Source organism: Massilia sp. 01N417 (assembly GCF_056399645.1).
In genome coordinates, this window is record NZ_JBFTRS010000010.1 from 94,725 (window position 1) to 118,998 (window position 24,274).

21 protein-coding genes are annotated in these 24,274 nt (G+C 69.2%); 13 read left to right on the forward strand and 8 right to left on the reverse strand.

Translation table 11 applies throughout. The features are described from left to right. The first annotated feature begins 77 nt into the window (after nt 1–77). From AC1DOQ_RS12920 to AC1DOQ_RS12930, 3 genes are all read left to right on the forward strand, one after another. Complete coding sequence (locus AC1DOQ_RS12920; protein ID WP_477364316.1) at nt 78–752, forward strand: hypothetical protein; 675 nt, start codon at nt 78–80, stop codon at nt 750–752. A 27-nt stretch (nt 753–779) separates the two neighbouring features. Further along, a complete protein-coding gene (locus AC1DOQ_RS12925; protein ID WP_477364319.1) occupies nt 780–908 on the forward strand; it encodes a hypothetical protein in 129 nt (42 codons plus the stop codon). Between the two features lie 81 nt (nt 909–989). Further along, entirely contained in the window at nt 990–2,255 is a 1,266-nt protein-coding gene (locus AC1DOQ_RS12930) for a DEAD/DEAH box helicase (protein WP_477364322.1), read from the forward strand. A gap of 31 nt (nt 2,256–2,286) precedes the next feature. Here AC1DOQ_RS12930 and AC1DOQ_RS12935 read toward each other — a convergent pair whose 3' ends face one another. Continuing rightward, nucleotides 2,287–3,627, reverse strand: a complete 1,341-nt coding sequence (locus tag AC1DOQ_RS12935) for an MFS transporter (RefSeq protein WP_477364325.1) — start codon at nt 3,625–3,627, stop codon at nt 2,287–2,289. 133 nt (nt 3,628–3,760) lie between these two features. Here AC1DOQ_RS12935 and AC1DOQ_RS12940 point away from each other — a divergent pair, with 133 nt between their 5' ends. Continuing rightward, nucleotides 3,761–5,896, forward strand: a complete 2,136-nt coding sequence (locus AC1DOQ_RS12940) for a sensor histidine kinase (protein WP_477364328.1) — start codon at nt 3,761–3,763, stop codon at nt 5,894–5,896. Continuing rightward, on the forward strand, nt 5,893–6,492 hold the full coding sequence (locus tag AC1DOQ_RS12945; RefSeq protein WP_477250266.1) for a response regulator transcription factor: 600 nt from the start codon (nt 5,893–5,895) through the stop codon (nt 6,490–6,492). Before AC1DOQ_RS12940 ends, AC1DOQ_RS12945 begins: the two co-directional genes overlap by 4 nt. Before the next feature lie 13 nt (nt 6,493–6,505). Here AC1DOQ_RS12945 and AC1DOQ_RS12950 read toward each other — a convergent pair whose 3' ends face one another. After that, nucleotides 6,506–7,363 (reverse strand): alpha/beta fold hydrolase, encoded by an 858-nt coding sequence (locus AC1DOQ_RS12950; protein ID WP_477364331.1) that lies wholly within the window; start codon nt 7,361–7,363, stop codon nt 6,506–6,508. An 89-nt stretch (nt 7,364–7,452) separates the two neighbouring features. On the opposite strand from AC1DOQ_RS12950, the gene AC1DOQ_RS12955 reads away from it, so the two are divergent. Further along, on the forward strand, nt 7,453–8,304 hold the full coding sequence (locus AC1DOQ_RS12955) for a LysR substrate-binding domain-containing protein (protein ID WP_477364334.1): 852 nt from the start codon (nt 7,453–7,455) through the stop codon (nt 8,302–8,304). Between the two features lie 40 nt (nt 8,305–8,344). After that, nucleotides 8,345–9,094, forward strand: a complete 750-nt coding sequence (locus AC1DOQ_RS12960; RefSeq protein ID WP_477364337.1) for a PLDc N-terminal domain-containing protein — start codon at nt 8,345–8,347, stop codon at nt 9,092–9,094. 14 nt (nt 9,095–9,108) lie between these two features. On the opposite strand, the gene AC1DOQ_RS12965 is transcribed toward AC1DOQ_RS12960, so the two are convergent. Then, nucleotides 9,109–11,787 (reverse strand): bifunctional acetate--CoA ligase family protein/GNAT family N-acetyltransferase, encoded by a 2,679-nt coding sequence (locus tag AC1DOQ_RS12965; RefSeq protein WP_477364340.1) that lies wholly within the window; start codon nt 11,785–11,787, stop codon nt 9,109–9,111. 95 nt (nt 11,788–11,882) lie between these two features. On the opposite strand from AC1DOQ_RS12965, the gene AC1DOQ_RS12970 reads away from it, so the two are divergent. The 6 genes from AC1DOQ_RS12970 (at nt 11,883) to AC1DOQ_RS12995 (ending at nt 17,503) form a co-directional block, all read left to right on the forward strand. Next, the gene (locus AC1DOQ_RS12970; RefSeq protein ID WP_477364343.1) at nt 11,883–12,830 is read left to right on the forward strand and encodes a cation diffusion facilitator family transporter; all 948 of its coding nucleotides are present in this window, start codon (nt 11,883–11,885) and stop codon (nt 12,828–12,830) included. 140 nt (nt 12,831–12,970) lie between these two features. Continuing rightward, nucleotides 12,971–13,366, forward strand: coding sequence for a hypothetical protein (locus AC1DOQ_RS12975; protein WP_477364346.1), 396 nt, complete (start codon nt 12,971–12,973; stop codon nt 13,364–13,366). 60 nt (nt 13,367–13,426) lie between these two features. Then, nucleotides 13,427–13,912, forward strand: coding sequence for a hypothetical protein (locus AC1DOQ_RS12980; RefSeq protein WP_477364349.1), 486 nt, complete (start codon nt 13,427–13,429; stop codon nt 13,910–13,912). After that, nucleotides 13,909–15,291: a TolC family protein gene (locus tag AC1DOQ_RS12985; protein WP_477364351.1), complete on the forward strand. Its 1,383-nt coding sequence runs from the start codon at nt 13,909–13,911 to the stop codon at nt 15,289–15,291. Before AC1DOQ_RS12980 ends, AC1DOQ_RS12985 begins: the two co-directional genes overlap by 4 nt. Then, nucleotides 15,288–16,661: a multicopper oxidase family protein gene (locus AC1DOQ_RS12990; RefSeq protein ID WP_477364354.1), complete on the forward strand. Its 1,374-nt coding sequence runs from the start codon at nt 15,288–15,290 to the stop codon at nt 16,659–16,661. The genes AC1DOQ_RS12985 and AC1DOQ_RS12990 overlap by 4 nt, the downstream gene beginning before the upstream one ends. Before the next feature lie 74 nt (nt 16,662–16,735). Next, the gene (locus AC1DOQ_RS12995; RefSeq protein ID WP_477364357.1) at nt 16,736–17,503 is read left to right on the forward strand and encodes a sulfite exporter TauE/SafE family protein; all 768 of its coding nucleotides are present in this window, start codon (nt 16,736–16,738) and stop codon (nt 17,501–17,503) included. Nucleotides 17,504–17,635: 132 nt separating this feature from the next. Here AC1DOQ_RS12995 and AC1DOQ_RS13000 read toward each other — a convergent pair whose 3' ends face one another. The 5 genes from AC1DOQ_RS13000 to tssF form a co-directional block, all read right to left on the reverse strand. After that, entirely contained in the window at nt 17,636–18,316 is a 681-nt protein-coding gene (locus AC1DOQ_RS13000) for a DNA-binding protein (protein ID WP_477364360.1), read from the reverse strand. Between the two features lie 52 nt (nt 18,317–18,368). Beyond that, nucleotides 18,369–18,698, reverse strand: a complete 330-nt coding sequence (locus tag AC1DOQ_RS13005) for an H-NS histone family protein (protein WP_477364363.1) — start codon at nt 18,696–18,698, stop codon at nt 18,369–18,371. Nucleotides 18,699–18,826: 128 nt separating this feature from the next. Beyond that, nucleotides 18,827–21,280, reverse strand: a complete 2,454-nt coding sequence (locus tag AC1DOQ_RS13010; protein WP_477364366.1) for a heavy metal translocating P-type ATPase — start codon at nt 21,278–21,280, stop codon at nt 18,827–18,829. Between the two features lie 50 nt (nt 21,281–21,330). Beyond that, nucleotides 21,331–22,431 carry a type VI secretion system baseplate subunit TssG gene (gene tssG, locus AC1DOQ_RS13015; protein ID WP_477364369.1) on the reverse strand — a complete coding sequence of 367 codons (1,101 nt, stop codon included), beginning with the start codon at nt 22,429–22,431 and terminating at the stop codon, nt 21,331–21,333. Then, nucleotides 22,395–24,251, reverse strand: a complete 1,857-nt coding sequence (gene tssF, locus AC1DOQ_RS13020; RefSeq protein ID WP_477364372.1) for a type VI secretion system baseplate subunit TssF — start codon at nt 24,249–24,251, stop codon at nt 22,395–22,397. Before tssF ends, tssG begins: the two co-directional genes overlap by 37 nt. Nucleotides 24,252–24,274 lie beyond the last annotated feature (23 nt).

A 24,274-nucleotide genomic window follows, 5' to 3' on the forward strand; every position in this document is an offset into this window, starting at 1 on the left:
TCAGTCGGTTGCAACACCTGCTTACATCCGTTACCGATACAATGCCGGATTCCAATTTCGATTCCTGAAAGTAAGCAATGTTCCTGAAATACGCTCCCCTGGCAGGCGCCCTCCTGTTCGCCGGCGCCGCCCAGGCGCAAGTCGGCATTACCGCTGACCTCGGCACCACCGGCGCCGGTTTCCACCTGGTCGTCCCGATGGAGTCCAACCTGAACGGCCGCTTCGGCGCCAATTACTTCCAGCACGACTTCGACCGGACCACGAACCAGGTCGATTACGCGATCAAGGGCAAGCTGCAGACCTTCGACATCCTGTTCGACTGGTATGTGCGCGAAGGCAGCCCCTTCCGCCTGACCGGCGGCCTGGTGTACAACGGCAACCGCTTCGACGCCACCGCCCGGACCGACCAGTACGGCGCCTACACGCTGAACGGCAACAGCTATTCGGCGGCCGACATCGGCATCGTCAAGGGTCGCATCGAGTACCGCAAGGCCGCGCCCTACCTCGGCATCGGCTGGGGCAATGCGCTTGCCGCCAACAACGCCAGCCACTGGAGCTTCAACGCCGACCTCGGCGCCTTCTTCCAGGGCAATCCGAACGTCACCATGGGCAACTGGGGTTGCACGAGCCTGGCCGCCATCTGCGCCCTCGTGGCCAAGGACGTCGCCGCCGAACGCCTGCGCCTGAAGGATGACGTCGACGGCTTCAAAGTCTATCCAGTCGTGCGCGCCAGCGTCGCCTACCGCTTCTGATGTAGGATGTTTCGCATGGAGGACATCATGCGAAATCATCCGCTGCGCTGGAGCCTGGTGCTCCTGGTCTGCCTGATGGCGGTGGCCTGCCAGGACCGCCGCGATCCGGTCAAGCCGACCGTCGACCTGTCGGATACCGTCCAGGTCTCGGCCTGAGCCGGCCATCCGCCGTCTGTCCTGCCGCCTTCCCCGGCGGCACGGTACACTGTCGCCTTTTCCCTTACCACCAATAACAATATGTCGTTCGCTTCGCTCGGCCTGATCGACCAGATCGTCCGCACCCTGTCCGCCCTTTCGTACCATTCGCCGACCCCGGTCCAGTCGCAGGCGATTCCCGCCGTGCTGGCCGGCCGCGACGTGATGGCCGCCGCCCAGACCGGCACCGGCAAGACCGCCGGCTTCGCCCTGCCCCTGCTGCAGCGGCTGGTCATGGACGGCATGCAGGTGAACAGCAACTCCGCAAGAGCCCTGGTGCTGGTGCCGACCCGCGAACTGGCCGAACAGGTCTACCAGAGCGTGCGTGCGTATGGCGAAGGCCTGCCGCTGCGGACCATGGTCGCCTACGGCGGCGTCAGCATCAATCCGCAGATGATGCGCCTGCGCAAGGGCGTCGACCTGCTGGTGGCCACGCCCGGCCGCCTGCTCGACCTGCAGCGCCAGAACGCCCTGCGCTTGAACCAGGTGCAGACCCTGGTGCTGGACGAGGCCGACCGCATGCTGGACCTCGGCTTTTCGCGCGATATCGACCAGCTGCTGGCCCTGCTGCCCAAGCGCCGCCAGACCCTGCTGTTCTCGGCCACCTTCTCGGACCCGATCCGCGCCCTCGCCACCAGGCTGCTGCGCGACCCGGTCAGCATCGAAGCCAGCCCGCGCAACACGACGGTCAAGGCGATCCGCCAGTGGATCGTCCCGGTCGACAAGAAACGCAAGCCCGAGCTCTTCCTGCACCTGCTGAAGCGCCACGCCTGGCCGCAAGCCCTGGTGTTCGTCAAGACCCGCAAGGGCGTCGACCAGCTGGTCGAGCTGCTGGAGGAAAAGGGCTACAGCGCGGATTCGATCCACGGCGACAAGCCGCAGCCGGCGCGCCTGCGCGCGCTGGAGCGCTTCAAGGCCGGCGAGGTGAAGATCCTGGTGGCGACCGACGTCGCCGCGCGCGGCATCGACATCGACGAACTGCCGGTGGTGCTGAACGTGGACCTGCCGATCGTGGCCGAGGACTACGTCCACCGCAGCGGCCGCACGGGCCGCGCCGGCGCCTCGGGCGAGGCGGTGTCATTGGTGTGTGCCGACGAGGTACAGCAACTGGCGGCGATCGAAGCGCTGACCGGGCAGACGCTCGAGCGCCGCGAGGAACCCGGCTTCTCCCCCGACCACCGGGTGCCGGAGACGAACGCCAGCGGCCAGGTCGTCAAGAAACCGAAAAAGCCGAAGAAGCCGAAGCATGGTGCTTCGGCCAAGGGAGATGCGCCGGTCGTGCAGGAAGATGTGCGTTTCAGCCGCTAATGCGCGCCGCTGATGGGCGGCGCCGAGGCCCTTACTGGGCCTGCTGTTCAGCGTCGATCTTCGAATGCGCGGAGGTGTCACGCATGAACCAGCAGACGACCAGGGTGCAGGCGATGACGGCGGTGGCGTACCAGTAGAAGCCGCTTTCCATGTCGACCGACTTGAACCACAGGGCCAGGTACTCGGCGGTGCCGCCGAACACCGATACCGCGAAGGCATACGGCACGCCGACGCCGGTGGCGCGGATGGTGGCCGGGAACAGCTCGGCCTTCACCAGCGCATTGATCGAGGTGTAGCCGGTCACGATGATCCAGGCGCAGGCGATCAGGATGAAGGCTTCAAACGGACCGCTGGCGTTGCGGATCGCGGTCAGCAGCGGCACCGTGAACAGGGTGCCGAGCAGGGCGAAGCCCACCAGCAGCGGACGGCGGCCGATGCGGTCCGACAGCGCGCCGTAGAGCGGCTGCAGGCACATCGCGAACAGCAGCGAGGCGGCCGAGACGGCGGTCGTCTGCGCATCCGTCAGGCCCACCGACAGGCGCAGGAATTTCTGCATGTAGGTGGTGTAGACGTAGAAGGCCAGGGTACCGCCCATGGTCAGGCCGACCACCAGCAGGACTTCGCGCGGATGCTGGGCCAGCTGCTTCAGGCCGCCCATGGCCTTGGATTTCTTGCGCGCGGCTTCGAAGGACGCGGTTTCCGGCATGTCGTGGCGCATGCGCAGGGCCAGCAGGGCCAGGCAGGCGCCGGCGAGGAAGGGGATGCGCCAGCCCCAGGCGCGCAGCTGGTCGGCGTCGAGCAGGTAACGCTGCAACACCAGCAGGAGCAGCAGTGCCAGCAGCTGGCCGCCGATCAGGGTCACGTACTGGAAGCTGCTGTAGAAGCCGCGGTGCTTGGAATCCGCCATTTCGGACAGATAAGTGGCGCTGGCGCCGTACTCGCCGCCCAGGCTCAGGCCTTGCAGCAGGCGCGCCAGCAGCAGGATGCAGGGCGACAGGATGCCGGCCGTCGCATAGGTGGGCGCGCAGGCGATCAGCAGCGAGCCGAAGCACATCAGCAGCACCGAGGTCATGAGGGCTTTCTTGCGGCCCAGGCGGTCGCCGATGTGGCCGAACAGGATGCCGCCGATCGGACGCACGAAGAAGCCGAGGGCGAAGATGCCGGCGGTCGACATCATCTGCGCGGTCGGGTCCTGCTTCGGGAAGAAGGAACTGGCGAAATAGAGGGCGAAGGCCGAGTAGCAGTAGAAGTCGAACCACTCGACCAGGTTGCCGGCCGAGCCGACGAAGATGGCGCGCAGGCGCTTGCCGGAGATGCGCTCGGCGGCATCGCTACGGCCGTCGAGGGCCGTCTTTGTTGTGACAGTGTTCATTGTCGTCTCCTTTTTCAAGGGCTCCACTATCGCGGCCAAAGGCGGCGCACGCATCCGCAATCCCGGCGCCCCCTCCTCCGTAAAACTACGGAGAGGCATTCCAAAGCCCGGCCGCAACTGCTATCGTTCGACGATGTCCATCACACGCCACTGGCGCAGGCTGCTGGCCGCCGCGGGAGCCCTGGTCCTGATCGTGGCCTCGGGCAGCCTGGCCGAACAGCACGAGCTGCAGTCCAAGACCGAAGCCCTGCGCCAGGCCGCCGCCGCCAACGCCCTGGGCCTGCGCGGCCTGGTCGAGAAGCACAACTTCCTGCCGCATGCCGCCGCCCGCCATCCGGACGTCCAGCAGCTGTTGCGCACTCCGCGCGACGCCGCCCTGCGGGCGCGCGTCAACGACTACTTCGCCGACCTGCAATCGACCACCGGCGCCGCCGCCCTCTACCTGGTCGACCGCGAAGGACTGACGCTGGCCGCCAGCAACTGGAACCTGCCGTCCAGCTTCGTCGGCGAGTCCTATCGGCAGCGTCCCTATTTCGAAGATGCCGTGCAGGGCCGCCGCGGCCTGTTCTACGGTCTCGGCCTCACCACCGGCCAGTCCGGCCTCTTCATCGCCGAACCGGTGCGGGCGCAGGGCGCGGTGATCGGCGTCATGGTGGTCAAGATCAGCCTGGAGCCCCTGCAGGCCGCCTGGACGCGCGGCGCCGACCCGGTCGTGCTCAGGGACAGCCGCGGCATCGTCTTCCTCAGCGCGGTGCCGGACTGGCTGTTCCACAGCATCCGCCCGCTGTCCGCGGCGGACCTGCGCTGGGTGACGGAACACGGCCAGTACGGCGGCCGCGCGCGCTTTGATCCGCTGCCATGGAAGATCGAGCCCCAGCCCGACATGCCCGGCTTCGTCCTGCGCACCAGCGTGCAGGGACGCCGCGCGACGCTGCTGGCGCTCGACACCCCGCTGCCGGAACTCGGCTGGACGCTCACCGTCACCACCGACATGAAGGAAGTCACGCAGGCGCGCCAGGGCGCGCTCGCGCTCAGCGCCCTGGCGGTCGCCCTGCTGCTGCTCGGCCTCCTGTACTGGCGCCTGCGCGAGAAGCGCTTCGTCGAACAGCGTTCGGCACGTCTCGAACTGGAGCACCGGGTCGAGGAGCGCACCCGCGACCTGGAAGAAGCCCACGCCTTCCGCAAGGCGATGGAAGACTCGCTGCTGGTCGGCATGCGGGCGCGCGACCCGGAAGGCAAGATCATCTACGTGAATCCGGCGCTGTGCGCGATGGTCGGCTACAGCGCGGAAGAACTGCTGGGCCGCCGCCCGCCCTACCCCTACTGGCACCCGGACGACCTGGAAAAGCACGCCAGCGACAGCGACGAGGCCCTGCAGGGACGCGCGGCGCCGCACGGCTTCGAATCGCGCCTCCGCCACAAGGACGGCCACGACGTGATCACCATGGTCTACACCGCCCCGCTGGTCGACGCCCAGGGCGTGCACCGCGGCTGGATGAGTTCCGTGGTCGACATCACCGCCCAAAAGCAGGCCGAAGCCCGCCAGCGCGACCAGGAACTGCGCCTGCAGCGCAGCGCGCGCCTGGCCAGCGTCGGCGAGATGGCGTCCACGCTGGCGCATGAACTCAACCAGCCGTTGATGGCGCTGTCGAATTTCGCCGCCGCGGCGCGTGCCCTGGCCGCCCAGGATGCATCGAAGGAGATGCTGGCCGGCGCGCTCGACGAGATCGTCGGCCAGTCGAAGCGCGCCAGCGAGATCGTCAAGCGGGTGCGCGCCTTCATCAATCCGCAGCGCGCGCATTACGAGATCCTGACCATGGGGAGCGTCATTGCCCACGCGGAGATCCTGCTCAAGCCCGAGCTGCAGCGCGACGGCGTGAGCCTGCGCCTGATGCTCGAAGACGCCGACGCCCCGCTGCGCGGCGACCGGGTGCTGCTCGAGCAGGTGCTGGTCAACCTGATCCACAATGCCCTGCACGCGATGCAGGAACAGCCGCAACGCCAGCCGCCGGCGCGCCGCAGCATCGAACTCGGCTGCCGGCGCGAGGGCCAGCTCCTGCGCATCACCGTCGCCGACCGCGGCCCTGGCATTCCGCCCGAACAGCTCGAACAGGTATTCGCGCCCTTCTTCACCACCCGCGCCGACGGTCTCGGCCTCGGACTGAACATCTGCCGCACCATCGTCGAAGCCCACGGCGGTTCCATGACCGTCGACAACCGACCCGGCGGCGGCGCCGTTTTCTCCTTCACGCTGCCCACCGTATCATGAAAGACATGCCCCTCACGCTCTACGTCGTCGACGACGACGAAGCCCTGCGCCGCTCCCTGCTCCTGCTGCTGTTTTCGCAGGGACTGGCGGTGCAGGCCTTCGAGTCCGGCGAAGCCTTCCTCGACGCCGTCGACATGCGCCAGCCCGGCTGCGTGATCCTCGACCTGCGCATGACGGGAATGAGCGGACTGGCCGTGTTCGAGCGCCTGCTCGCCGAGCACAGCCCGCTGGTGACCCTGTTCCTGTCGGCCCACGGCGACATCCCGACCGCGCTGGAGGCGGTGCGGCGCGGCGCCTACGACTGGGTGGAGAAGCCGGACACCCAGCAGCTATTGGAGAAGCTGCCGGCCGCCATCGCCCAGGCCAGGGCCCGCGCCCAGGCGCTGCGCATGTGGGCGGAGCTGACGCCGCGCGAACGCGAGGTGGCGCGCCTGGTGGGCCTGGGCCAGCCGAACAAGGAAATCGCCCGCATCCTGGTGCCGCCCTGCGGCCCGCGCTCGGTGGAGACCCACCGCGCCAATATCTTCAGCAAGCTGCAGTGCGCGAACGACAATGAGCTGGGGCGCTGGCTGGCGGCGCATCCTTGGCTGGACTGAGCGGCCCTGACGCCTACGCGCCGGCGAATGCGCGGACCAGGCGATTGAAGGACGCCGGATGCGTCACATTCATCCCATGCGAGGCGCCGGCGATGCCCTGCTTCTCCGCCTGCGGAATCCACTCGACGAGGCTGTCCACGTTATCGCGGTACATGCGCGGGCTGCGCTCTCCGGTGATCAAGAGGGTCCTGCATCGCACCTCGCCCGCCTCGGCGCGCGTATAGGCGGGCAAGGGATCGCGGAACTGCTTCGGCAAGGTCGACGCATTGTCGGCCGCCATGGTGCGGAAGTTCGATGAACTCCGGCGCCAGATGCCGGGCATGCTGACCGAATCCACGAACATCTCCAGGCCGGCCTCGATCTCGCCATGCTGGACGAGGTCCGCCACCTTCTCGCGCAGCTGCAGCGTCGCCGGCGGCAGCGCCGCCTCGGGCTTGCCCTCGATCTGCAGGGGACCGCCCGGATCGGCGAGCGTCAGCGTCTTCACCAGCTGCGGATACTCGCGCGCCAGGTGGAAGGCGACGCAGCCGCCACGCGAGTGGCCGACCAGGTGGACTGGACCGAGATTCATGCCGGAGATGAACTCGGCGACTTGATCCACGTGCCGGCGCCAGCCGAATTCGCCCTCGTTGTCGCCGGCGTCGACGTTGGCCGGCCAGTAGTGGCTCAGGCTGACGGACACGCAGAGGAAATCCCTGGCCAGCACCGCCGTCTGGGCATTCCAGTAGCGGTAATCGCACAGCGAGCCGTGCACGAACAGCAGCGGCTCTCCGGAACCGCTCGCCACATAGGGCATGCGAATGCCGGAGCGGAGGGTGGCGAAGTACACCTCGGGGATGGAAAGGCTGGGCAGGTCGGTTCGTGCGTTCATGGTCTTGCTCCTTTCCACTACTATGCACCACACGGCAGTCCAAGAAAATCGCATAATACTGATCGTAACCATCAATTTTTCTGATAGCGATGAAAGCACTCGACCTCGACGTACTCACCATGATCGTGGCGGTGGCCGATACCGGCAACATCAGCCGTGCGGCCGAAGTCGTGCACCGCTCGCAATCGGCGGTGAGCATGCAGATCCGTTCGCTGGAGACGGCGATCGGCAAGCCGCTGTTCGTGCGCGGGCCACGCAGCGTCACGCCGACCCAGGACGGCGAGGTCCTGCTGAGCTTCGCGCGGCGCATGCTGGCCCTGCGCGACGAAGCCTGGGCCGCGGTGGTGCGGCCGGACATCACCGGCCGCGTGGTCATCGGCGTGCCCGACGATTATGCGTCCTCGCTGCTGCCGTCCATCCTCAAGAAGTTCTCCGCCACCTATCCGAAGGTGCAGATCCAGGTGGTGGGCCTGCCCAGCGTGGCGCTGGCGCCGATGGTGAAGGACGGCTCGGTCGACCTGGTGTGCGCCACGCGCGTCAAAGGCCTGACCGGGAAATTCATCCGCTACGAGCCGATGGTGTGGGCGGCCTCGCCCGGCGCGCGCGAGATCTGGAAGGAGGATCCGCTGCCGATCGCCGTCTTCCTGCCCGGCAGCGTGGCGCGCGAGAACGCGGTCCGCAGCCTGGAGCGGGCGAAGATCCCCTACCGGACTTCCTACGAAAGCCCCAGCCTCATGGGCCTGCTCAGCATGGTCGAAGCGGGACTGGCGGTGGCGCCGCTGGCGCGCTGCGCGGTGCCGGCGCATTTGAGCCTGCTCGGCCAGGCCCAGGGCCTGCCCGAGATCGAGCCGCTGGAGCTGATCCTGGCGCGCAGCACGACGTCGAAACGGCCTCCCTGCGATTTCCTTGCAGAAAAAATCATGTCGGAGCTGAGCCGCTGAATCGGCTATCCTATCGACCTCGTCAACCTAGTGCTCCGCCATGCAAATCTTCGGAATCGGCATCCACATCATCATCGCCATCTTCTTCGCGATCCACGCGGTACGGAACCATCGCGAGATGTACTGGCTGCTCGTGCTCTTCCTCTTCCCCCTGCTGGGCAGCATCGTGTATTTCTTCGCCGTGTTCCTGCCCGCCTCGCGCTTCGACCAGTCGGCGGCGCGGGCCGGCCGCGCGCTGCAGGCCAGCCTGGATCCCGGCCGCGAGGTGCGCGATGCCCAGCGCGCCTTCGAGCTGACCCCGACCGCGCACAACCAGATGCGGCTGGCGCAGGCCCTGCTGGAGACCGGCCAGGCGGCCAAGGCGTCCGAGCAGTACGACGCCTGCCTGCAGGGCCCCTTCGCGCGCGACGCCGAACTGCGCCTGGGCGCCGCCCGCGCACGCCTGGCCAGCGGCAATATCCAGGGCAGCATCGCATTACTCGAAGCGCTGGTGGCCGAGCAGCCGGGCTTCCGCACCGAACAGGTCGGCATCCTGCTGGGCCAGGCGTATGCCGCCGCCGGCCGCCAGGACGAAGCGGGTGCGCAATTCGCCGCCGCCGCGCATCGCTTCGGCAGCCTCGAAGCGCGCGCCGAACTGGCAATCTGGGCGCTCGCCAACGGCAAGCCCCAGGTGGCCGGGCCGGAGCTGGACGAAATCGAGCGCACCCGCAAGCACATGCCCGGACATTCGCGCAAGCTGAACGCGGAGTTGTTCAGGCGCGTGGATGCGGCGCGGGCGCAGGCCCGCTGAGCTTCAGCGCGCCGTCAGCGCAGCTCCAGCCGGAACTTGCGCACGCCCTCGTCCTCGTCCACCGGGCCCACCGTGAAGCCGAGCTTCTTCACCAGCCCGATCACGGGCGCATTTTGCGGCAGCGCCTCGCCGACGATCTCGCGGGTGCCGCGCGCGCGGCAATAGGCGATCAGCTTGTCCATCAGCATGCGGCCCAGGCCCTTGCCTTTCAGGTCGGAGCGCACCGTCACCGCGAATTCCGCGCTGACGTTGTCCGGGTCCGCCACCACCCTGCCCACGCCCAGGGTTTCGTCGTGCCCGTCCGGACCGGGGCGGGTGGCGACGAAGGCCATCTCGCGGTCGTAGTCGATCTGCGTGAAGCGCGCCAGCTGGGCCGGCTGCAGCTCGCGCACGCGCACGAACATGCGGTAGCGGATGTCGTCGGGCGTCAGCGCATTGAAGAATTCGACGTGGGCCGGACCGTCCTCGGGGCGGATCGGGCGCAGCAGCAGGGTGCCGCCGTCCCAGGGCACGACCTCTTCCAGTTCGGCCGGATACGGGCGGATCGCCAGGCGGTCGAGGGTGGAGCCGGAGCGGTCCGCCATGCCGATCCGCATGCGGGCATCCAGCACCACCGCGCCGCGGCTGTCGGCCAGCAGCGGATTGATGTCGAGTTCGACGATCTCGGGCACGTCGGCCACCAGGCGCGAGACCTGCACCAGCACCGCCTCGATCGCCTCCATGTTCGCCTTCGGGTGGTTGCGATAGCCCTCGAGCAGGCGCGCGATCCGGGTACGTGCCACCAGTTCCTGGGCCAGCACCGTGTTCAACGGCGGCAGTGCCACCGCGTGGTCGGCCGCCGCTTCCACCGCCACGCCGCCCTGGCCGAACAGGATCACCGGACCGAACACCGGGTCGGTGGCGGCGCCCACGATCAGCTCGTGGGCTTCCGGATTGCGCGCCATCGCCTGCACGATGAAGCCCTCCAGGCGCGCGCCCGGCTGCAGCTCCGACAGGCGCCGGCGCATCCGTTCGGCCGCCGCCAGCACCGCTTCGCCGCTGTCGAGGTCGAGGGTGACGCCGCCGACGTCGCTCTTCTGCGCCACGTCCGGCGACAGGATCTTGACCGCCACCGGATAGCCGATCTCGCCGGCGGCGCGCACCGCGTCCCCGGGCGTGGCGGCGGCGCGGGTCGGCACCACCGGGATGCCATAGGCGGCGAGGATGGCCTTGGTGTCCGGGTCGGCCAGCATGTAGCGGCCCTTGTCGAGCGACTCGCGCACCAGGCGGCGTGCGCGCTCGCGGTCCGGATCGCCGTCGCCCACCGAGGCCGGCACCTGCATCAGCAGGTTCTGGCTCTCGCGGTAGTGCACGATCTGCAGGAAGCCGTTGACCGCGTCCTCGGGCGTGCGGTAGGCCGGCATGCCGGCGTCGGCGGCGATGGTGCGTGCCTCCAGCACCGACTGCACGCCCAGCCAGCAGCCCAACACATTGCGCGACGAACTCTTGGCCAATGGCGCCACCGCGCGCGCCACGTCGGCCGGCTCGACCACGGCGTTCGGCGCATGGATCATCAGCACCGCGTTGGCGCCGGAATCGTGCAGCAGCACGTCGATGACGTCGCGGTAGCGCTCCGGCGGGGCGTCGCCGCGCAGGTTCAGCGGACCGCTGCCGCGCCACTCCGGCACCAGCTCGCGCAGCCTGGCCACCGTGGCCTCCGACAGTAGCGCCGGACTGCCGCCGCCATACTGCAGCGCGTCCAGCGCCATCACCACCGGGCCGGCGCCGTTGCCGATGATGGCGAGGCGGTCGCCGTACAGCGGCTTGGCGCGCGCCAGGGTCTCGACCGCCGCGAACAGCTGCTCGGTGGTGTACACCCGCAGCATGCCGGCGCGGCGGATGGCGGCGCCATAGACCTCGTCCGGTGTCGCCAGCACGCCGGACAGGCAGGCGCCGGCACTGGCCGCCTCCAGTGAGCGCCCGGCCTTCAGCACCACGGTCGGCTTGCTGCGCGCCGCCGCCCGCGCCGCCGACATGAACTTGCGGGCATAGCGCAGGCTCTCGATGTGCAGCAGGATGGCGCTGGTGCCGGGGTCGCTGGCCAGGTAGTCCAGCACGTCGCCGAAGTCGACGTCGGCCGACTCGCCCAGCGAGACGAAGCTGGAAAAGCCGATCCCGCGCGTGCGCGCCCAGTCCAGCACCCCGGTCATCAGGGCGCCGGATTCGGAAACGAAGGCGATCCGTCCGGGTGCCGCGCCGCCGGCGGCGATGCTGGCGTTCAGCCCGATGCCCGGCGCCAGCAGGCCGGCGCTGTTGGCGCCGAGGATGCGCAGCAGGTAGGGATTGGCGGCGTCCAGCATGGCCTGCCGCAGGCTGCGTCCGCGGGCGTCGCGTCCGGTCGCGACGCCCGCGCTCATGACGATGGCGGCGCGGGTACCGAGTTCGCCCAGCGCCTTGACGATGCCGGGTACGGTATGCGGCGGCGTGCAGACGATGGCGAGGTCGGGCGCCGCGGGCAGGCTGGCCACGTCGGGCCAGGCGCGCAGGCCGGCGATGCTCTCGTATTTCGGATTGACGGGATACAGCGTGCCCTTGAAACCGCCCTCGCGCAGGTTGCGCAGCATGGTGGCGCCGACGCTGCCGGGCCGCTCGGTGGCGCCGACCAGGGCCACCGATTTCGGGGCGAACAGCTGGCGCAGGTTACGGACGCTCATGCCCCGGCCTCCGCAGGACGCCCGCAGCCGTGCAAGCCGATGCTGTCAGATTGGCTACACTGGACCCAGGCAAAAACAAGGCACAGGACCAGGACATGAGCACCGGGCAGGACGAAGAAGAAAAGAAAAGCGGATCGTTGAAAGTGATCTACGCGGCCATCGCCGCCAACCTCGGCATCGCCGTCAGCAAGTTCATCGTCGCCGGCATCACCGGCAGCGCCGCCATGCTGGCCGAAGGCATCCACTCGGCGGTGGACACCGGCAACGAGCTGCTGCTGCTGATCGGCGAGCGCAACAGCGCCAAGCCGCCCGACGCCAAGCACCCCTTCGGCTACGGCAAGGAGCTGTACTTCTGGGCCCTGATCGTGGCCCTGTCCGTGTTCTCGCTGGGCGGCGGCCTCTCGATCTACCACGGCATCGATGCGCTGCGCCACCCCGAGCCGCTGCAGGATCCGACCTGGAACTACGTGGTGCTGGGCGTCTCGGCGCTGTTCGAAGGCTATAGCTGGAACGTCTCGCGCAAGGCCCTCAACAAGAGAAGGAAAGCCGGTTCCTCGCTGTGGCAGACCATGCGCGCCAGTAAGGACGCTTCCGTGTTCACCGTCTTCATCGAGGATTCGGCGGCCCTGATCGGCCTGGCCATCGCGGCCCTCGGCATCGTGCTCGGCCATGCCTTCGACAACCCTTATTTCGATCCGGCCGCCTCGGTGCTGATCGGCCTGCTGCTGGTGGGCGCCGCCTTCACGCTGGCGCGCGAGACCGGCGCGCTGCTGGTCGGCGAGAGCATCGGCGCGGACGCCACCCGCAAGGTGCGCGGCGTGTTCGAGCAGGACCCGGCGATCGAGAGCGTGACCGCCCTGCAGAGCATGCAGCTGGGGCCGGACGAGGTGCTGCTGACGGCGGCGGTGCAGTTCCGGCGCGGCATGCGCATCGACGAAGTGGAGGCGGCGATCGAGCGCCTGGAACAATCGGTGACGGCGCTGTATCCCTCGATCCGGCATATCTATTTCGAATCGGGCGCGCTGCGTGCGGCGATGGGCTGACAGGGCCGCTGGACTCATTGGGTTTGCCTCCGTCGACGATGGCGTTGGCACAATGCTACCACCTTATCCGGAAGGCCCATGGCTGCGGAACGCCAGCCGTGCAGCACCGCAGGGCCGGGTACGCGTGCTAGAATGGCCGCGTGAAATCCATCCTCAAACTGCTGCTCGTGTGTTACCTGCTGCTGGCGCTGCCCTTCCAGGCATTCGCTTCGGCAAGCATGCGCCTGCCCGCCGCGCCGGTGCAGCAGCCGCCCTGCCACCAGCAGATGGCACAGGCATCGATGGATGTCCGGCATCACGGCCACGAGGCAGAGGCACAGGCATCGTCCATGCAGGACGGCCACGCCACACGCCATGAAAAAGGCAAGTGCGGCACCTGCGCCGCCTGCTGCGTGGGCGCCGCGGTGGCATCAAGCCTGCCGGCATCGCCGGCACTGGCCCCGCCCAGCACGATGCTGATTCCGTTCCGCGCCGGCCACCTGCCGAGCGTCGATCCGGTCCTCCTCGAACGGCCTCCCACCAGCCTCCTCGCCTGATTTCGCGCGCCGTCGCCCTGTGGGCCGACGGCTGTCATCACGCATTTCGACGAGGTTCACATGAAACACCAATCATCCCTGGCACGCGTTTGCGCCTGCCTGCTGCTGGCCATGGCCGGCGCCCACGCTCACGCCCAGCAGGCCCCGGCCGCAGCCGCCGATCCGCAGGCCGCCGTGACGGCCACCCGATACCAGTCGGTCCTCGGCCACAAGCCCGAGGCGGCGGCCGACGCCAGCCCGGACCGCAACTGGAGCGGCGCCGACGACACCGTGGCCGCCACCAATTCGATGTCCCTCACCATGAAAGGCATGGCTGGCCACGGCGGCCATGACCATGCGGCCATGCAGGGCATGCAGGGCATGCAGATGCAGGCCCCTGCCGCGCCGGCGATGTGCAAGCCGGGCGGCGGCAAGGAAGGCGAAGGCATGCAGTGCGGGGCCGGGAACAAGGCCGGCGACGCCAAGATGGCCTGCTGCGCAGCCTGCCCTTGCATGGACAAGATGGGCAAGATGGACAAGATGAAGATGCCGAAGGAGACGCCATGAGTTTCAGACTGCTGGGCGCCCCGTTCGCGCTGGCCGTCCTGGCCGGCTGCACGACGGTGGCCCCGGACGGCGGCTTCGGCAGCGTGGCCGGCACCGCGCACAGCCACATCGGGGCCGAACCGCGACTGGCGCGCGACGATGCCGCCGCCCGCGAGCTGACGCAGTCGGTGCGGGCCATGCTGGCCAAGCCGCTCGGCATGGACGATGCCGTCAAGGTGGCCGTGCTGGCCAATCCCGGCCTGCAGGCGAGCTACTGGAAGGTCGGCATCGCCCAGGCCGACCTGGCCCAGGCCGGCCGCCTGCCGAATCCGGTACTCGACTTCAAGCGCGTGTCGAACGCCGGCGACATCGCCATCGAGCGCACCTTCACGGTCAACCTGGCCAGGCTGCTGACCCTGCCCCTGGCCTCGCGCCTGGAAGCGCAGCGCTTCGAGCAGGTCAAGCTGGAAGTGGCGCGCGAGATCGAGCAGCATGCGCGCGACACCCGCATCGCCTGGGTCGAGGCGGTGGCCGCGAACCAGGCGCTCGAATACGCGCGCCAGGTCGATGCCGCCGCCGAGGCCAGCGCCGAACTGGCCGGACGCATGGCGAAAGTGGGCAATATGAGCCAGCTCGACCTGGCGCGCGAACAGCTGTTCCACGCCGAGACCGGCGCCGCCCTGGCACGCGCCGGCAAGACGGCCGTGGCGGCGCGCGAAAAGCTCACCCGCCTGCTGGGCCTCTGGGGCAAGGATGCGCAGTACAGCCTGCCCGCCCACCTGCCCGAGCTGCCCGCCGCGCCGGCCAGCCTGGAAGACGTCGAGCGCCTCGCCCTGTCGCAGCGCCTCGACGTCCAGGCCGCGAAACTCGATGCCGAGTCCACCGCCGCCAATCTCGGGCTGACCAGGACGACCCGCTTGGTCAACGTATTCGATCTCGGCTTCGTGAACGACACCACGACCAATGCGCCGACCGCGCGCGGCTACGAGCTCACGCTGGAACTGCCGCTGTTCGACTGGGGCGGCGCGCGGGTGGCGCGGGCCGAGGGCGTCTACATGCAGGCGGTGCAGCGCGTCGCCCAGGCCGCGGTCGCGGCGCGCAGCGAAGCCCGCGAGAGCTATCTCGACTACCGCAGCGCCTACGAGGTCGCCGCGCATTACCGCGATACCGTGATCCCGCTGCGCAAGCGGATCTCGAAGGAAGTCCTGTTGCGCTACAACGGCATGCTGGTCTCGACCCGCGAACTGCTGGCCGATTCGCGCGAACAGGCGAACGCGGTCTCGGCCTATATCGAGGCATTGAAGGAGTTCTGGACCGCGCACGCGACGCTCGAAGCATCGCTCGGCATGCGGCTCGAACAACGGCATCACGATGCAAACGTCAAGGAACACGCAGAATGACATCCCGCAGGAATTTCCTCAGCGGCGCCGGCGCCGCCATGGTCGGCGCATCGCTGGTCGGCAAGGTCGCAGCCGCCGCCATCCCCGAAGCCCCGCAACAGAGTTCGGCCGGCACCGCGCCGCCGCTGGTTCCGCCGAACGGGCGTCCCTACAACCCGGTCGTCACCCTGAACGGCTGGACCCTGCCCTGGCGCATGAAGGACGGCGTCAAGGAGTTCCACCTGGTGGCCGAGCCGGTGGTGCGCGAGATTGCACCCGGCATGAAGGCCAACCTGTGGGGCTACAACGGCCAGAGCCCGGGGCCGACCATCGAGGTGGTCGAGGGCGACCGCGTGCGCATCTTCGTCACGAACAAGCTGCCGGAGGCGACCAGCATCCACTGGCACGGCCAGTTCCTGCCGAACGGGATGGACGGCGTGGCGGGCCTGACCCAGCCGGCCATCGCGCCGGGCAAGACCTATGTGTATGAATTCGTGGCGCGCCATGCCGGCACCTTCATGTACCACCCGCACGCCGACGAGATGGCGCAGATCGGCATGGGCATGATGGGGTCCTGGGTCACGCATCCGAAGGACCCGCGCCAGCACGCGGTGGACCGCGACTTCGTGTTCCTGCTGAACGCCTACGACATCGAGCCGGGCGGCTACACGCCGAACGTCAACACCATGCTCGACTTTAATATCTGGACCATCAACAGCCGCGCCTTCCCCGGCACCGATGCCATGGTGGTGAGGAAGGACGACCGCGTGCGCATCCGCATCGGCAACCTGACGATGACCAACCACCCCTTCCACATCCACGGCCACCGCTTCGAGATCACCGGAACGGACGGCGGCTGGATTCCGCCGGCGGCGCGCTGGCCGGAAGTGACGGTCGATATCGGGGTGGGCCAGATGCGCGCGATCGAATTCAACGCCGACGCTCCCGGCGACTGGGCCTTCCACTGCCATAAATCGCATCACACGATGAACGCGATGGGCCACCAGGTGCCGAACATGATCGGCGTCGACCACCGCGGCGTGGCCAGGAAGATCAACGACCTGGTGCCCGGCTATATGGTGATGGGCGAGAAAGGCGGCTCGATGGGCGGCATGCGCATGCCGCTGCCGGAGAACACCCTGCCGATGATGGATGGCAAAGGACCCTTCGGCGAGATCGAAATGGGCGGCATGTTCACCATGATCAAGGTGCGCGAAGGCCTGGCGCGCGGCGACTTCCGCGATCCGGGCTGGTACCGGCATCCGGCGGGCACGGTGGCGCGGGAGTGGACCGGGGCGCCGCCGGAGACCGTCCGGGCGCCGGCCACGCCCGCGGCAGCGGACGAACCGGTGGCGACCGTCAAGCGCGGCGGCGGCCACAGCGGCCATTAGCCTTCGGATTTTCCGAAGGCTGACCCTGGTATTGCCAGATTGCGAAGGCGCCGCCCCGCCACTAAGATCCTTGCATGAATGCGATGATCTTGACTTTTTCCGCGGGAATCGTGGCCGGTGCGATGAATGCGCTGGCCGGCGGCGGCTCCTTCGTCAGCCTGCCGGCGCTGATCGCGGCCGGTGTGCCTCCGGTCCAGGCGAATACTTCCAGCACGGTTGCCCTCTTCCCCGGCGGCCTCGCCAGCGCCTGGGCCTACCGCGACGGCGCGGTCTCGGTCGGCCCGGTGCCGCTGCGCTCCCTGCTGCCGGCGACCCTGTGCGGCGGCCTGGTGGGCGCGGTGCTGCTGCTGAAGACCTCGTCCGCGGCCTTCGGCTTCGTGCTGCCCTGGCTGCTGCTGGTGGCCTCGCTGGCGCTGGCCTTCGGGCGGCGCGCCGGCGAAGCCCTGCGGGCGCGCTGGAAGATCCACGCGCATGCGGTGCTGGCGGTGCAGTTCGCGCTGGGCGTCTACGGCGGGTATTTCGGCGGGGCGGTGGGGATCATGATGATCGCCGTGTGGGGACTGCTCGACAACAGCGACCTGAAGCGCCTGAACGCCCCGCGCACGCTGCTGGTCAGCGCGGCGAACACGGTGGCGGTGCTGGCCTTCGTCGCGGCCGGGGCGGTGCGCTGGCCGGAGACGCTGGCGATGCTGGCCGGCGCCGTCATCGGCGGCTACGGCGGCGCCCACATCGGGCGGCGCGCGCCGGCCAATGTGATACGCGCGATGACCCTATGCGCCACCGCCTGCATCACGCTGGTATTCTTCCTGAAGACTTATGCACCCGCCCTGCTGCACCATTGATACGATGCGAGGACGCCATGCTCGAGGCCCTGATGGCAACTATCGGAACCCTGGCGATCCTGGCCAGCATCGCGGCGAAGTTCATCACGCACCCGGCCGACACCGCCGGCCAGGCCGGCGGGGAGGCGCCGGCTAGGCCTTCTTGCGCAACGCCGCGACCTGGGCGCGCAGCTCCGCGTTTTCGGCTTCCAGGCTGTCGCGCGCCGTCTTGGCGCCGACCAGTTCCATCTCCGCAGCCAGGCGCGCATCCGACAGCGTCGCATTCTGCGCCACGCCCTTCTCCAGCTGCGTGCGCAGGTCCGCCAGCTGGGCATCCTTGCCCTCGATCGCCAGCTGGTCCTTGGCCTTGCCGACCAGGGCATCCATCGCCACCTGCTTTGCATTGCGCAGCTCGGCGTTGAGGCGCTCGATTTCCTCGTCGCGCTCGGCCACCGAGGCCAGGGCCTCGTCGCGCGCGGCCGTGAGCTCGCCCAGCCGCTGCTGCAGGTCGCCGCGCTCAGCCTCGAGGGCATCGCCGGCTTCGCGCAGGGCTTCCAGCTCTGCTTCGTGGCGGGCCAGGGTGGCGCGCGTGCCGGTGCCCGCCTCTTCGGCGAACTGCTGGGCCCAGCGCGCCAGTTCGGCGATCAGGTTCTGCGGCAGCTCGGCTTTCGGCGGCTCGGGCGGGGTTTCGTTGGCCGCGCGCCAGTCGGCCAGGTGGCGGGAGATGGCGCTGGCGGAACCGCCGCCGAGGGCGTCGCGCACCGCGTCGATGGTCACCGGCGTGCCGCCGGCCTGGAGCTTGTCGGCCGCCGCCGCTACGTCTTCGAAGTTCATAAATACCTATCCATTGTCGAAGACCGTATGATACGACAGGCGCGCCCTCCGATTAAACCCGGAAATCTTCCAGCGACTTGCCGCCGGCCAGGGCCTCGGCAATCCACTTCGGCTGGCGGCCGCGGCCGGTCCAGGTCTGCGACTCGTCGGCCGGGTTGCGGAAACGGGCCTGGCCCTGCGCGCCATCGCCGCCTTTCCTGGCGCCGCCGGCCTTCGCGATCAGGGCCGTCACCGGCACCCCGACGTCCTGGGCAATCGCCAGGATCTGCTCGCGCGCCTTGCGCACCTCATCCTTCTGGCGGGACTTGATCTCTTTCTCGATATCGAATTGCAAACCCTTGAGCTCGGCAAGGTTGTAGTTCGACAGGTCGGTCTTGGCCATGTGCGCGCCTTTCGTGTGCGGGTTGGTAAATTTGCATTCTCGGCAATTTTACATAACTGCCAATTTTTTGCCGCACTGGTCGATTGGGCGGCAATCGCGCACAGGCCAGCCGCCAGCGCCGGGACCCCTCAGGAACGCGCGCTCACCGGATAACCGGCCGCATCGATCGCCTGCGCAATCCGGTCCAGGTCGGCCTTGCTGTCGATCTTCACCCGCTTGGTCGGCAGGTCGATGTCGACCCTGGCGTCCTGGTCGACTTCCTGCACGGCCTTGGTCACGCGACCCACGCAGTGTTTGCAAGTCATGTCTTCTACAGTCAGTTGATACATCGTTGGTTCTCCTTGGGTTGAAACAAAATCCTGCCGCTGTTCCGGCGTCCAGCGCCGCAGCAGCAAGGCATTGGTGACCACGCTGACCGAGCTGAGCGCCATCGCCGCCCCGGCCAGGATGGGATTGAGCAGGCCCAGCGCCGCGACCGGGATCCCGACCACGTTGTAGACGAAGGCCCAGCCCAGGTTCTGGCGGATCTTGCGGTAGGTCGCGGACGAGATCGCGATGGCGTCCGCCACCAGCAGCGGGTCGCCGCGCATCAGGGTGACGCCGGCCGTGTGCATGGCGACGTCGGTGCCGCCGGCCATCGCGATGCCGACGTCGGCCGCGGCCAGGGCCGGGGCGTCGTTGATGCCGTCGCCGACCATCGCCACCTTGCCGCCCCGCTTGCCGCCGCCATGCTCCGCCATCAGCTTGCGCACGGCGTCGGCCTTGTCCGCCGGCAGCACCTCGGCCACGAAACGGCCCAGGCCCAGCTCGCGCGCCGCCAGCGCCGCCGCCCCCTGGTTATCGCCGGTGAGCATGACGGCATCCACGCCCATCTCCTTCAGGCGGGCGATGGCCGCCGCGCTGGTCGGCTTCAGGCGGTCGCCGAAGGCCAGCAGGCCGTGCACTGCCACTTGTCCGCCCTCTTCCGCGGCCAGCCAGGACACGGTACGGCCATCAGCTTCGTGGCGGCGCGCGGCAGCGTCCCAGGCCTCGACGTCGGCGCCGGTCTCCTGCATCAGGCGGCGGTTGCCGAGATAGACCTGGGTGGCGCCGACGCGTGCCCGCACGCCGCGGCCCGGCAAGGCGCCGGCGTCGAAGGCGGCGCGCAGCTTCAGGCCGCGCTCGCGGGCCGCCTGCGCCACCGCCTTCGCCAGCGGGTGCTCGCTGTACTGCTGCACCGCCCAGGCCAGCTCCAGCAGCGCATCGCCGCCTTCGACCGCCACCACCCGCGGCTTGCCTTCGGTGAGCGTCCCCGTCTTGTCGAACACCACGGTGCGCACCGCGTGGGCCGTCTCCAGCGCCTGGGCGTCCTTGATCAGGATGCCATGGCGCGCCGCCACGCCGGTGCCGACCATGATCCCGGTCGGCGTCGCCAGGCCCAGCGCGCAGGGACAGGCGATCACCTGCACCGCCACCGCGTTCAGCAGGGCCTGCTGCCAGTCGCCGGTGGCCAGGCCCCAGCCGAGCAAGGTAACGAGGGAGATCAGCAATACCGCCGGCACGAACATGGCGCTGACGCGGTCGACCAGGCGCTGGATCGGCGCCTTGACCGCCTGCGCATCCTCGACCATGCGGATGATGTGGGCCAGCATGGTGTCGGTACCGACCTTGGTCGCCTCGACCAGCAGCAGTCCCTCGCCATTGACGGCGCCGCCCAGAACGGGCTCGCCCATGGTCCGCGCCACCGGCAGGCTCTCGCCGGTGAGCAGGGATTCGTCCAGGTGGCTGCTGCCCTCGAGCACACGGCCGTCGGCCGGCACACGCTCGCCCGGCCGCACCACCATCACGTCGCCGGCGCGCAGCGCGTCCAGCGGGATCTCGAGGTCCTGGCCGCCGCGCCGCACCAGGGCGGACTCCGGGCGCAGCGATTCCAGCGCGCGGATGGCCTCGACGGTCTGGCGCCTGGCCCGGCCTTCCAGCCACTTGCCGAGCAGCACCAGGGTGATCACCACCGCCGAGGATTCGAAATACAAATGCGGCATGCGCTCGCCGGCCGGGACGGTGACCAGCTGAACCACCGACAGCGCATACGCCGCCGAAGTGCCGATCGCCACCAGCAAATCCATGTTGCCGGAACCGGCCCGCAGCGCCTTCCAGCCGGCGCGGTAGAAGCGCGCGCCCAGCCAGAACTGGACCGGGGTCGCCAGCAGCAGCTGGATCCAGCCCGGCAGCATCCAGCCGTGGGCGGTGTCGGTGCCGAACAGCTGGCCGAACATCGGCAGCACCAGCGGCAGGCTGAGGATGGCGGCGGCGGCCACCGGCCACCAGGACGGCAGGCCCGTCTTGCCCTCTTCTTCCGGCACACGGCGCTGGCCGCGCTGCAGCGGCGCCGCTTCGTAGCCGGCCAGGGCCACGGCCGCGACGATGGCGTCGGCATCCAGAGCCGCGCCGTGCACGGTCGCCTGCTCGGTGGCCAGGTTGACGCTGGCGTCCTCGACGCCGGGGACTTTCTTCAATGCCTTCTCGACGCGCGCCACGCAGGACGCGCAGGTCATGCCGCGTACCGCGACCTGCAGCCCGGCCGGCGATTCCATCGTTTCCATGATTGCTCCTGTCATTTAACGACAGGATAATCCTTCCCACGATGGGAAGGTCAAGCCCCGTCCGCCATGTCCTCGACAGGGAATGGCACGGGCGTATCCGGCAGCGGCGCCATCGGCCGCATCTCGTAGACCATGTCGGCGCGGTCCCGGGCCGGCGGCCTGGTGATCAGGAAGCTGTCCCGTCCCAGCTGCTCCGGCCCGCCGGCCAGCTGCACGGGACGCGGTTCGCTGCGCGCCAGCACCAGCACCACCTCGTAGCCGAGGGTCGGCGCGGCGAACAGGCCGAGCATGGTGCGCAGGGCCAGGGCGCCCGGCGCGCGCGGCAGGAAGCGCTCGAACCCGGCGCGCCGCAAGGGGCCGATGCGCACCCGTACGCGCAGGTCGGGACGCCAGCAGCGCCGGCCCAGCACCGCGGCCTGGCCCAGTACCGCGCCCGGCCGGCCTGCCGCGCTGCCCAGCACGCTCTGCTCGTCCGGGGCCAGCGCATCCCAGTGGCCGATCCCCTCCTGCAGTTGGACCGGCACCCCGAAATGGTGGGACAGCACCCTGGCCAGCACCACGCCGGAGGCCGGGCGCTGCCTGAGCACGCCGGCATAGCGCGCCAGGGTGGCATCCTCCACCTGTTCGTGCGGCGCGCCGGGTGCGAAGCCGGCCAGCGCCAGCAGCAGCGGCAGGAAACCGTCGCCGGCCTCCGGCCCGGACACCGCATGCTCGATCCGGTACTTGCGCCAGGCGCCGTAGAACAGGGCCAGCATGCGGGTGGTGAAGATGTCGAGGAAGGCGCGCGGCGCCTCGGCCAGCTGGACGTCCGCCTGGCTCGATTCCCAGGCCGCGATGCGCTCGGTGACGTGGCTCGGCAGCGCACCGTGGGCGCCCAGCAGGCCCATGAAGGTCGGGGTCAGGTGGAATTGCGGCGGCAGGCCGGGCGCCAGGCCCGCCGGCACGATCGCCTCGATCTGGCCGGCCGGGAAGCCGAGCGCCAGGCTGTTACGGAAGCGCAGGTGGCGTTCCAGCGCCCGCCGCGGCGGCACGCCCTGCTCGCCCAGCCACAGCAGCAGCAGCCGCACCGCCTGGAAGAATTCGAAGCGCTGCGGCTCGGCCAGCAGGCGCTCGATCAGCCCAGCGGCTGGCTGCTGTGGCGGGGTTCGCATGCGAGGATTTCCTGGCCGGTCTGGCGCGACACCACCTGCAGCCGGGTGAAGCAGTTGAGCTGCCCGTTGAGGGCGAAATAATGGTCGAGCACCCTGGCGAACACGAACAGGCTGCTGCCGGTGAAGGCTTCTTCGTCGACCGTCATGCGGATGCCGATGCCCGGCATCAGGGTCGAGACCGGCGCGGTGCGGACCCAGGCGCGCACGGCGCCGTGCTCGAGGCCGTGGATGCCGGCGATCAGGCGCTGCGCGGCCGGCGAACGCGGCAGGTCGTACAGGGCGAGCATCTTGCGGAAGTCGTCCAGGCCCGCCATGGTGAGGCTCGCGTGGTCGAGGGACAGGTGGGAGATCAGGCGCCAGTGCGCGCCCTTGGTGCTGCCGAAGCGGTAGCTGGGACTGGGTTTGCGCAGCATGCGGATCGGCGCCACGCTGGACAGCTCGTCGGTGCGCAGGTCGCCCTGGGGGTCGCCGTAGCGCAGCCGGGCCGGCAGGTCGCGGTTGGTGCAGGTCAGCATCGTGGAGAGCGTGGTCCGGCACCCCGGCGCTCCTTCCGTCTGGCTGGTGCGGAAGTCGGCGTCGATCAGGGCGATGCGCATCTCGTGGCCGGGGCTGACGGTGGCCACCGTGTGGTCGCGCCGCGTGATCCAGTAGTGGGTCCGGCTTTCCCGCTCCTCGCCGCCGTCGGCCGCGTACAGCGGCGCGAAACGGGTCACGCTGGCGGCGCCGGCGCCTTCGCGCACCAGGCGCACCGCGTCGACGCTGTGGATCTCGTAGTCGGCCGCACGGAAGCCGTCGGCCAGCAGCGGATAGTCGGCGCTGGTATAGGACAGCTGCAGCGGCGCGCCGGCCTTCGGGAACAGGTTGATGACCGGGGTGCAGGCCGGCAGCAGGTTGCCCGGGCCGATGCCGGCCAGCAGGCGCGCGGCGTCCGAGTCGGCGGCCAGGCCGTTTAGCACCACGTGCAGGGTGAAGCCGGTGCAGCGCGGCGGCAACAGCGTGCGCAGGGCCGTGGTGTCGAGGTCGATGAAGCTGAACTTCTCGGGATAGCAGAAGTATTCGCTCAGCAGGCGCAGCGCCGGATGCGAGCGCGCCGGGAAGGGAATCATGGCGTCGTTCTCGTCGAAGCCGGCCAGCGCCAGCGGCACGGCCGGCAGCGGCAGCCAGGCCGCCTCGCCCCCGGCCTGGACGAAGGCGCAGCCGGCCTTCAGGAACAGCGCGTCGATCAGGGCCGCGCGGGTGGACGCTTCGCCGTCGACGAAGAGGCGCAGGCGCGGCGGCAGGCTCGCGGCCAGCGGGCGCGGTCCCGGGGTATCGACGGTGATGCCGATCGCACTGGCGGCGCCGCGCGGCAGGCGCAGCGAACGCGGGCTTTTCGCCAGCGGCGCAAAGCTGACCTGCGCCACCCGCAACGGCGCCAGCAGCACGTCGTAGACGGTGCGGAACTGGCACACGCCGTCGTCGCGGGCGCTGGTGCGCAGCATGGTCCCGCGCGGCAGCAGGACCGGTGCATCCGGCAGTTCCGCATCGCTGCGGCCGCCCACCTGGACGATGGTATGCGAGGGCATGGGCCGCAGGTAGTGCGGATACAGGCTTTCCAGCAGCGATTCGGTAAACTTGGGATAGTCGTCGTCGAGGCGCTTGCGGATCCGCGCACTCATCAGGGCCACCGACTGGATCAGCCGGGCGACGCTGGGGTCTTCGTAGGTCTCGCCGGCCAGGTGCAGCTCGCTGGCCGGTTTCGGATAGCGGGCGCGGAATTCGCGCGCGAACTGTCCGAACAGGCCCAACTCTTCTTCGTAATAGCGCAGGAGCTCATCCATTCATGGATAGTCCCACCCACGCT

Coding starts and splice junctions, on each gene's coding strand:
- AC1DOQ_RS12925 (WP_477364319.1), top strand. CDS start 780: ATGCGAAATCATCCGCTGCGCTGGAGCCTGGTGCTCCTGGTCTGCCTG.
- AC1DOQ_RS12990 (WP_477364354.1), top strand. CDS start 15,288: ATGACATCCCGCAGGAATTTCCTCAGCGGCGCCGGCGCCGCCATGGTC.
- AC1DOQ_RS12980 (WP_477364349.1), top strand. CDS start 13,427: ATGAAACACCAATCATCCCTGGCACGCGTTTGCGCCTGCCTGCTGCTG.
- AC1DOQ_RS12950 (WP_477364331.1), bottom strand. CDS start 7,363: ATGAACGCACGAACCGACCTGCCCAGCCTTTCCATCCCCGAGGTGTAC.
- AC1DOQ_RS12940 (WP_477364328.1), top strand. CDS start 3,761: ATGTCCATCACACGCCACTGGCGCAGGCTGCTGGCCGCCGCGGGAGCC.
- AC1DOQ_RS12965 (WP_477364340.1), bottom strand. CDS start 11,787: ATGAGCGTCCGTAACCTGCGCCAGCTGTTCGCCCCGAAATCGGTGGCC.
- tssG (WP_477364369.1), bottom strand. CDS start 22,431: ATGCGAACCCCGCCACAGCAGCCAGCCGCTGGGCTGATCGAGCGCCTG.
- AC1DOQ_RS13000 (WP_477364360.1), bottom strand. CDS start 18,316: ATGAACTTCGAAGACGTAGCGGCGGCGGCCGACAAGCTCCAGGCCGGC.
- AC1DOQ_RS12920 (WP_477364316.1), top strand. CDS start 78: ATGTTCCTGAAATACGCTCCCCTGGCAGGCGCCCTCCTGTTCGCCGGC.
- AC1DOQ_RS13010 (WP_477364366.1), bottom strand. CDS start 21,280: ATGGAAACGATGGAATCGCCGGCCGGGCTGCAGGTCGCGGTACGCGGC.
- AC1DOQ_RS13005 (WP_477364363.1), bottom strand. CDS start 18,698: ATGGCCAAGACCGACCTGTCGAACTACAACCTTGCCGAGCTCAAGGGT.
- AC1DOQ_RS12985 (WP_477364351.1), top strand. CDS start 13,909: ATGAGTTTCAGACTGCTGGGCGCCCCGTTCGCGCTGGCCGTCCTGGCC.
- tssF (WP_477364372.1), bottom strand. CDS start 24,251: ATGGATGAGCTCCTGCGCTATTACGAAGAAGAGTTGGGCCTGTTCGGA.
- AC1DOQ_RS12970 (WP_477364343.1), top strand. CDS start 11,883: ATGAGCACCGGGCAGGACGAAGAAGAAAAGAAAAGCGGATCGTTGAAA.
- AC1DOQ_RS12960 (WP_477364337.1), top strand. CDS start 8,345: ATGCAAATCTTCGGAATCGGCATCCACATCATCATCGCCATCTTCTTC.
- AC1DOQ_RS12945 (WP_477250266.1), top strand. CDS start 5,893: ATGAAAGACATGCCCCTCACGCTCTACGTCGTCGACGACGACGAAGCC.
- AC1DOQ_RS12935 (WP_477364325.1), bottom strand. CDS start 3,627: ATGAACACTGTCACAACAAAGACGGCCCTCGACGGCCGTAGCGATGCC.
- AC1DOQ_RS12955 (WP_477364334.1), top strand. CDS start 7,453: ATGAAAGCACTCGACCTCGACGTACTCACCATGATCGTGGCGGTGGCC.
- AC1DOQ_RS12995 (WP_477364357.1), top strand. CDS start 16,736: ATGAATGCGATGATCTTGACTTTTTCCGCGGGAATCGTGGCCGGTGCG.
- AC1DOQ_RS12930 (WP_477364322.1), top strand. CDS start 990: ATGTCGTTCGCTTCGCTCGGCCTGATCGACCAGATCGTCCGCACCCTG.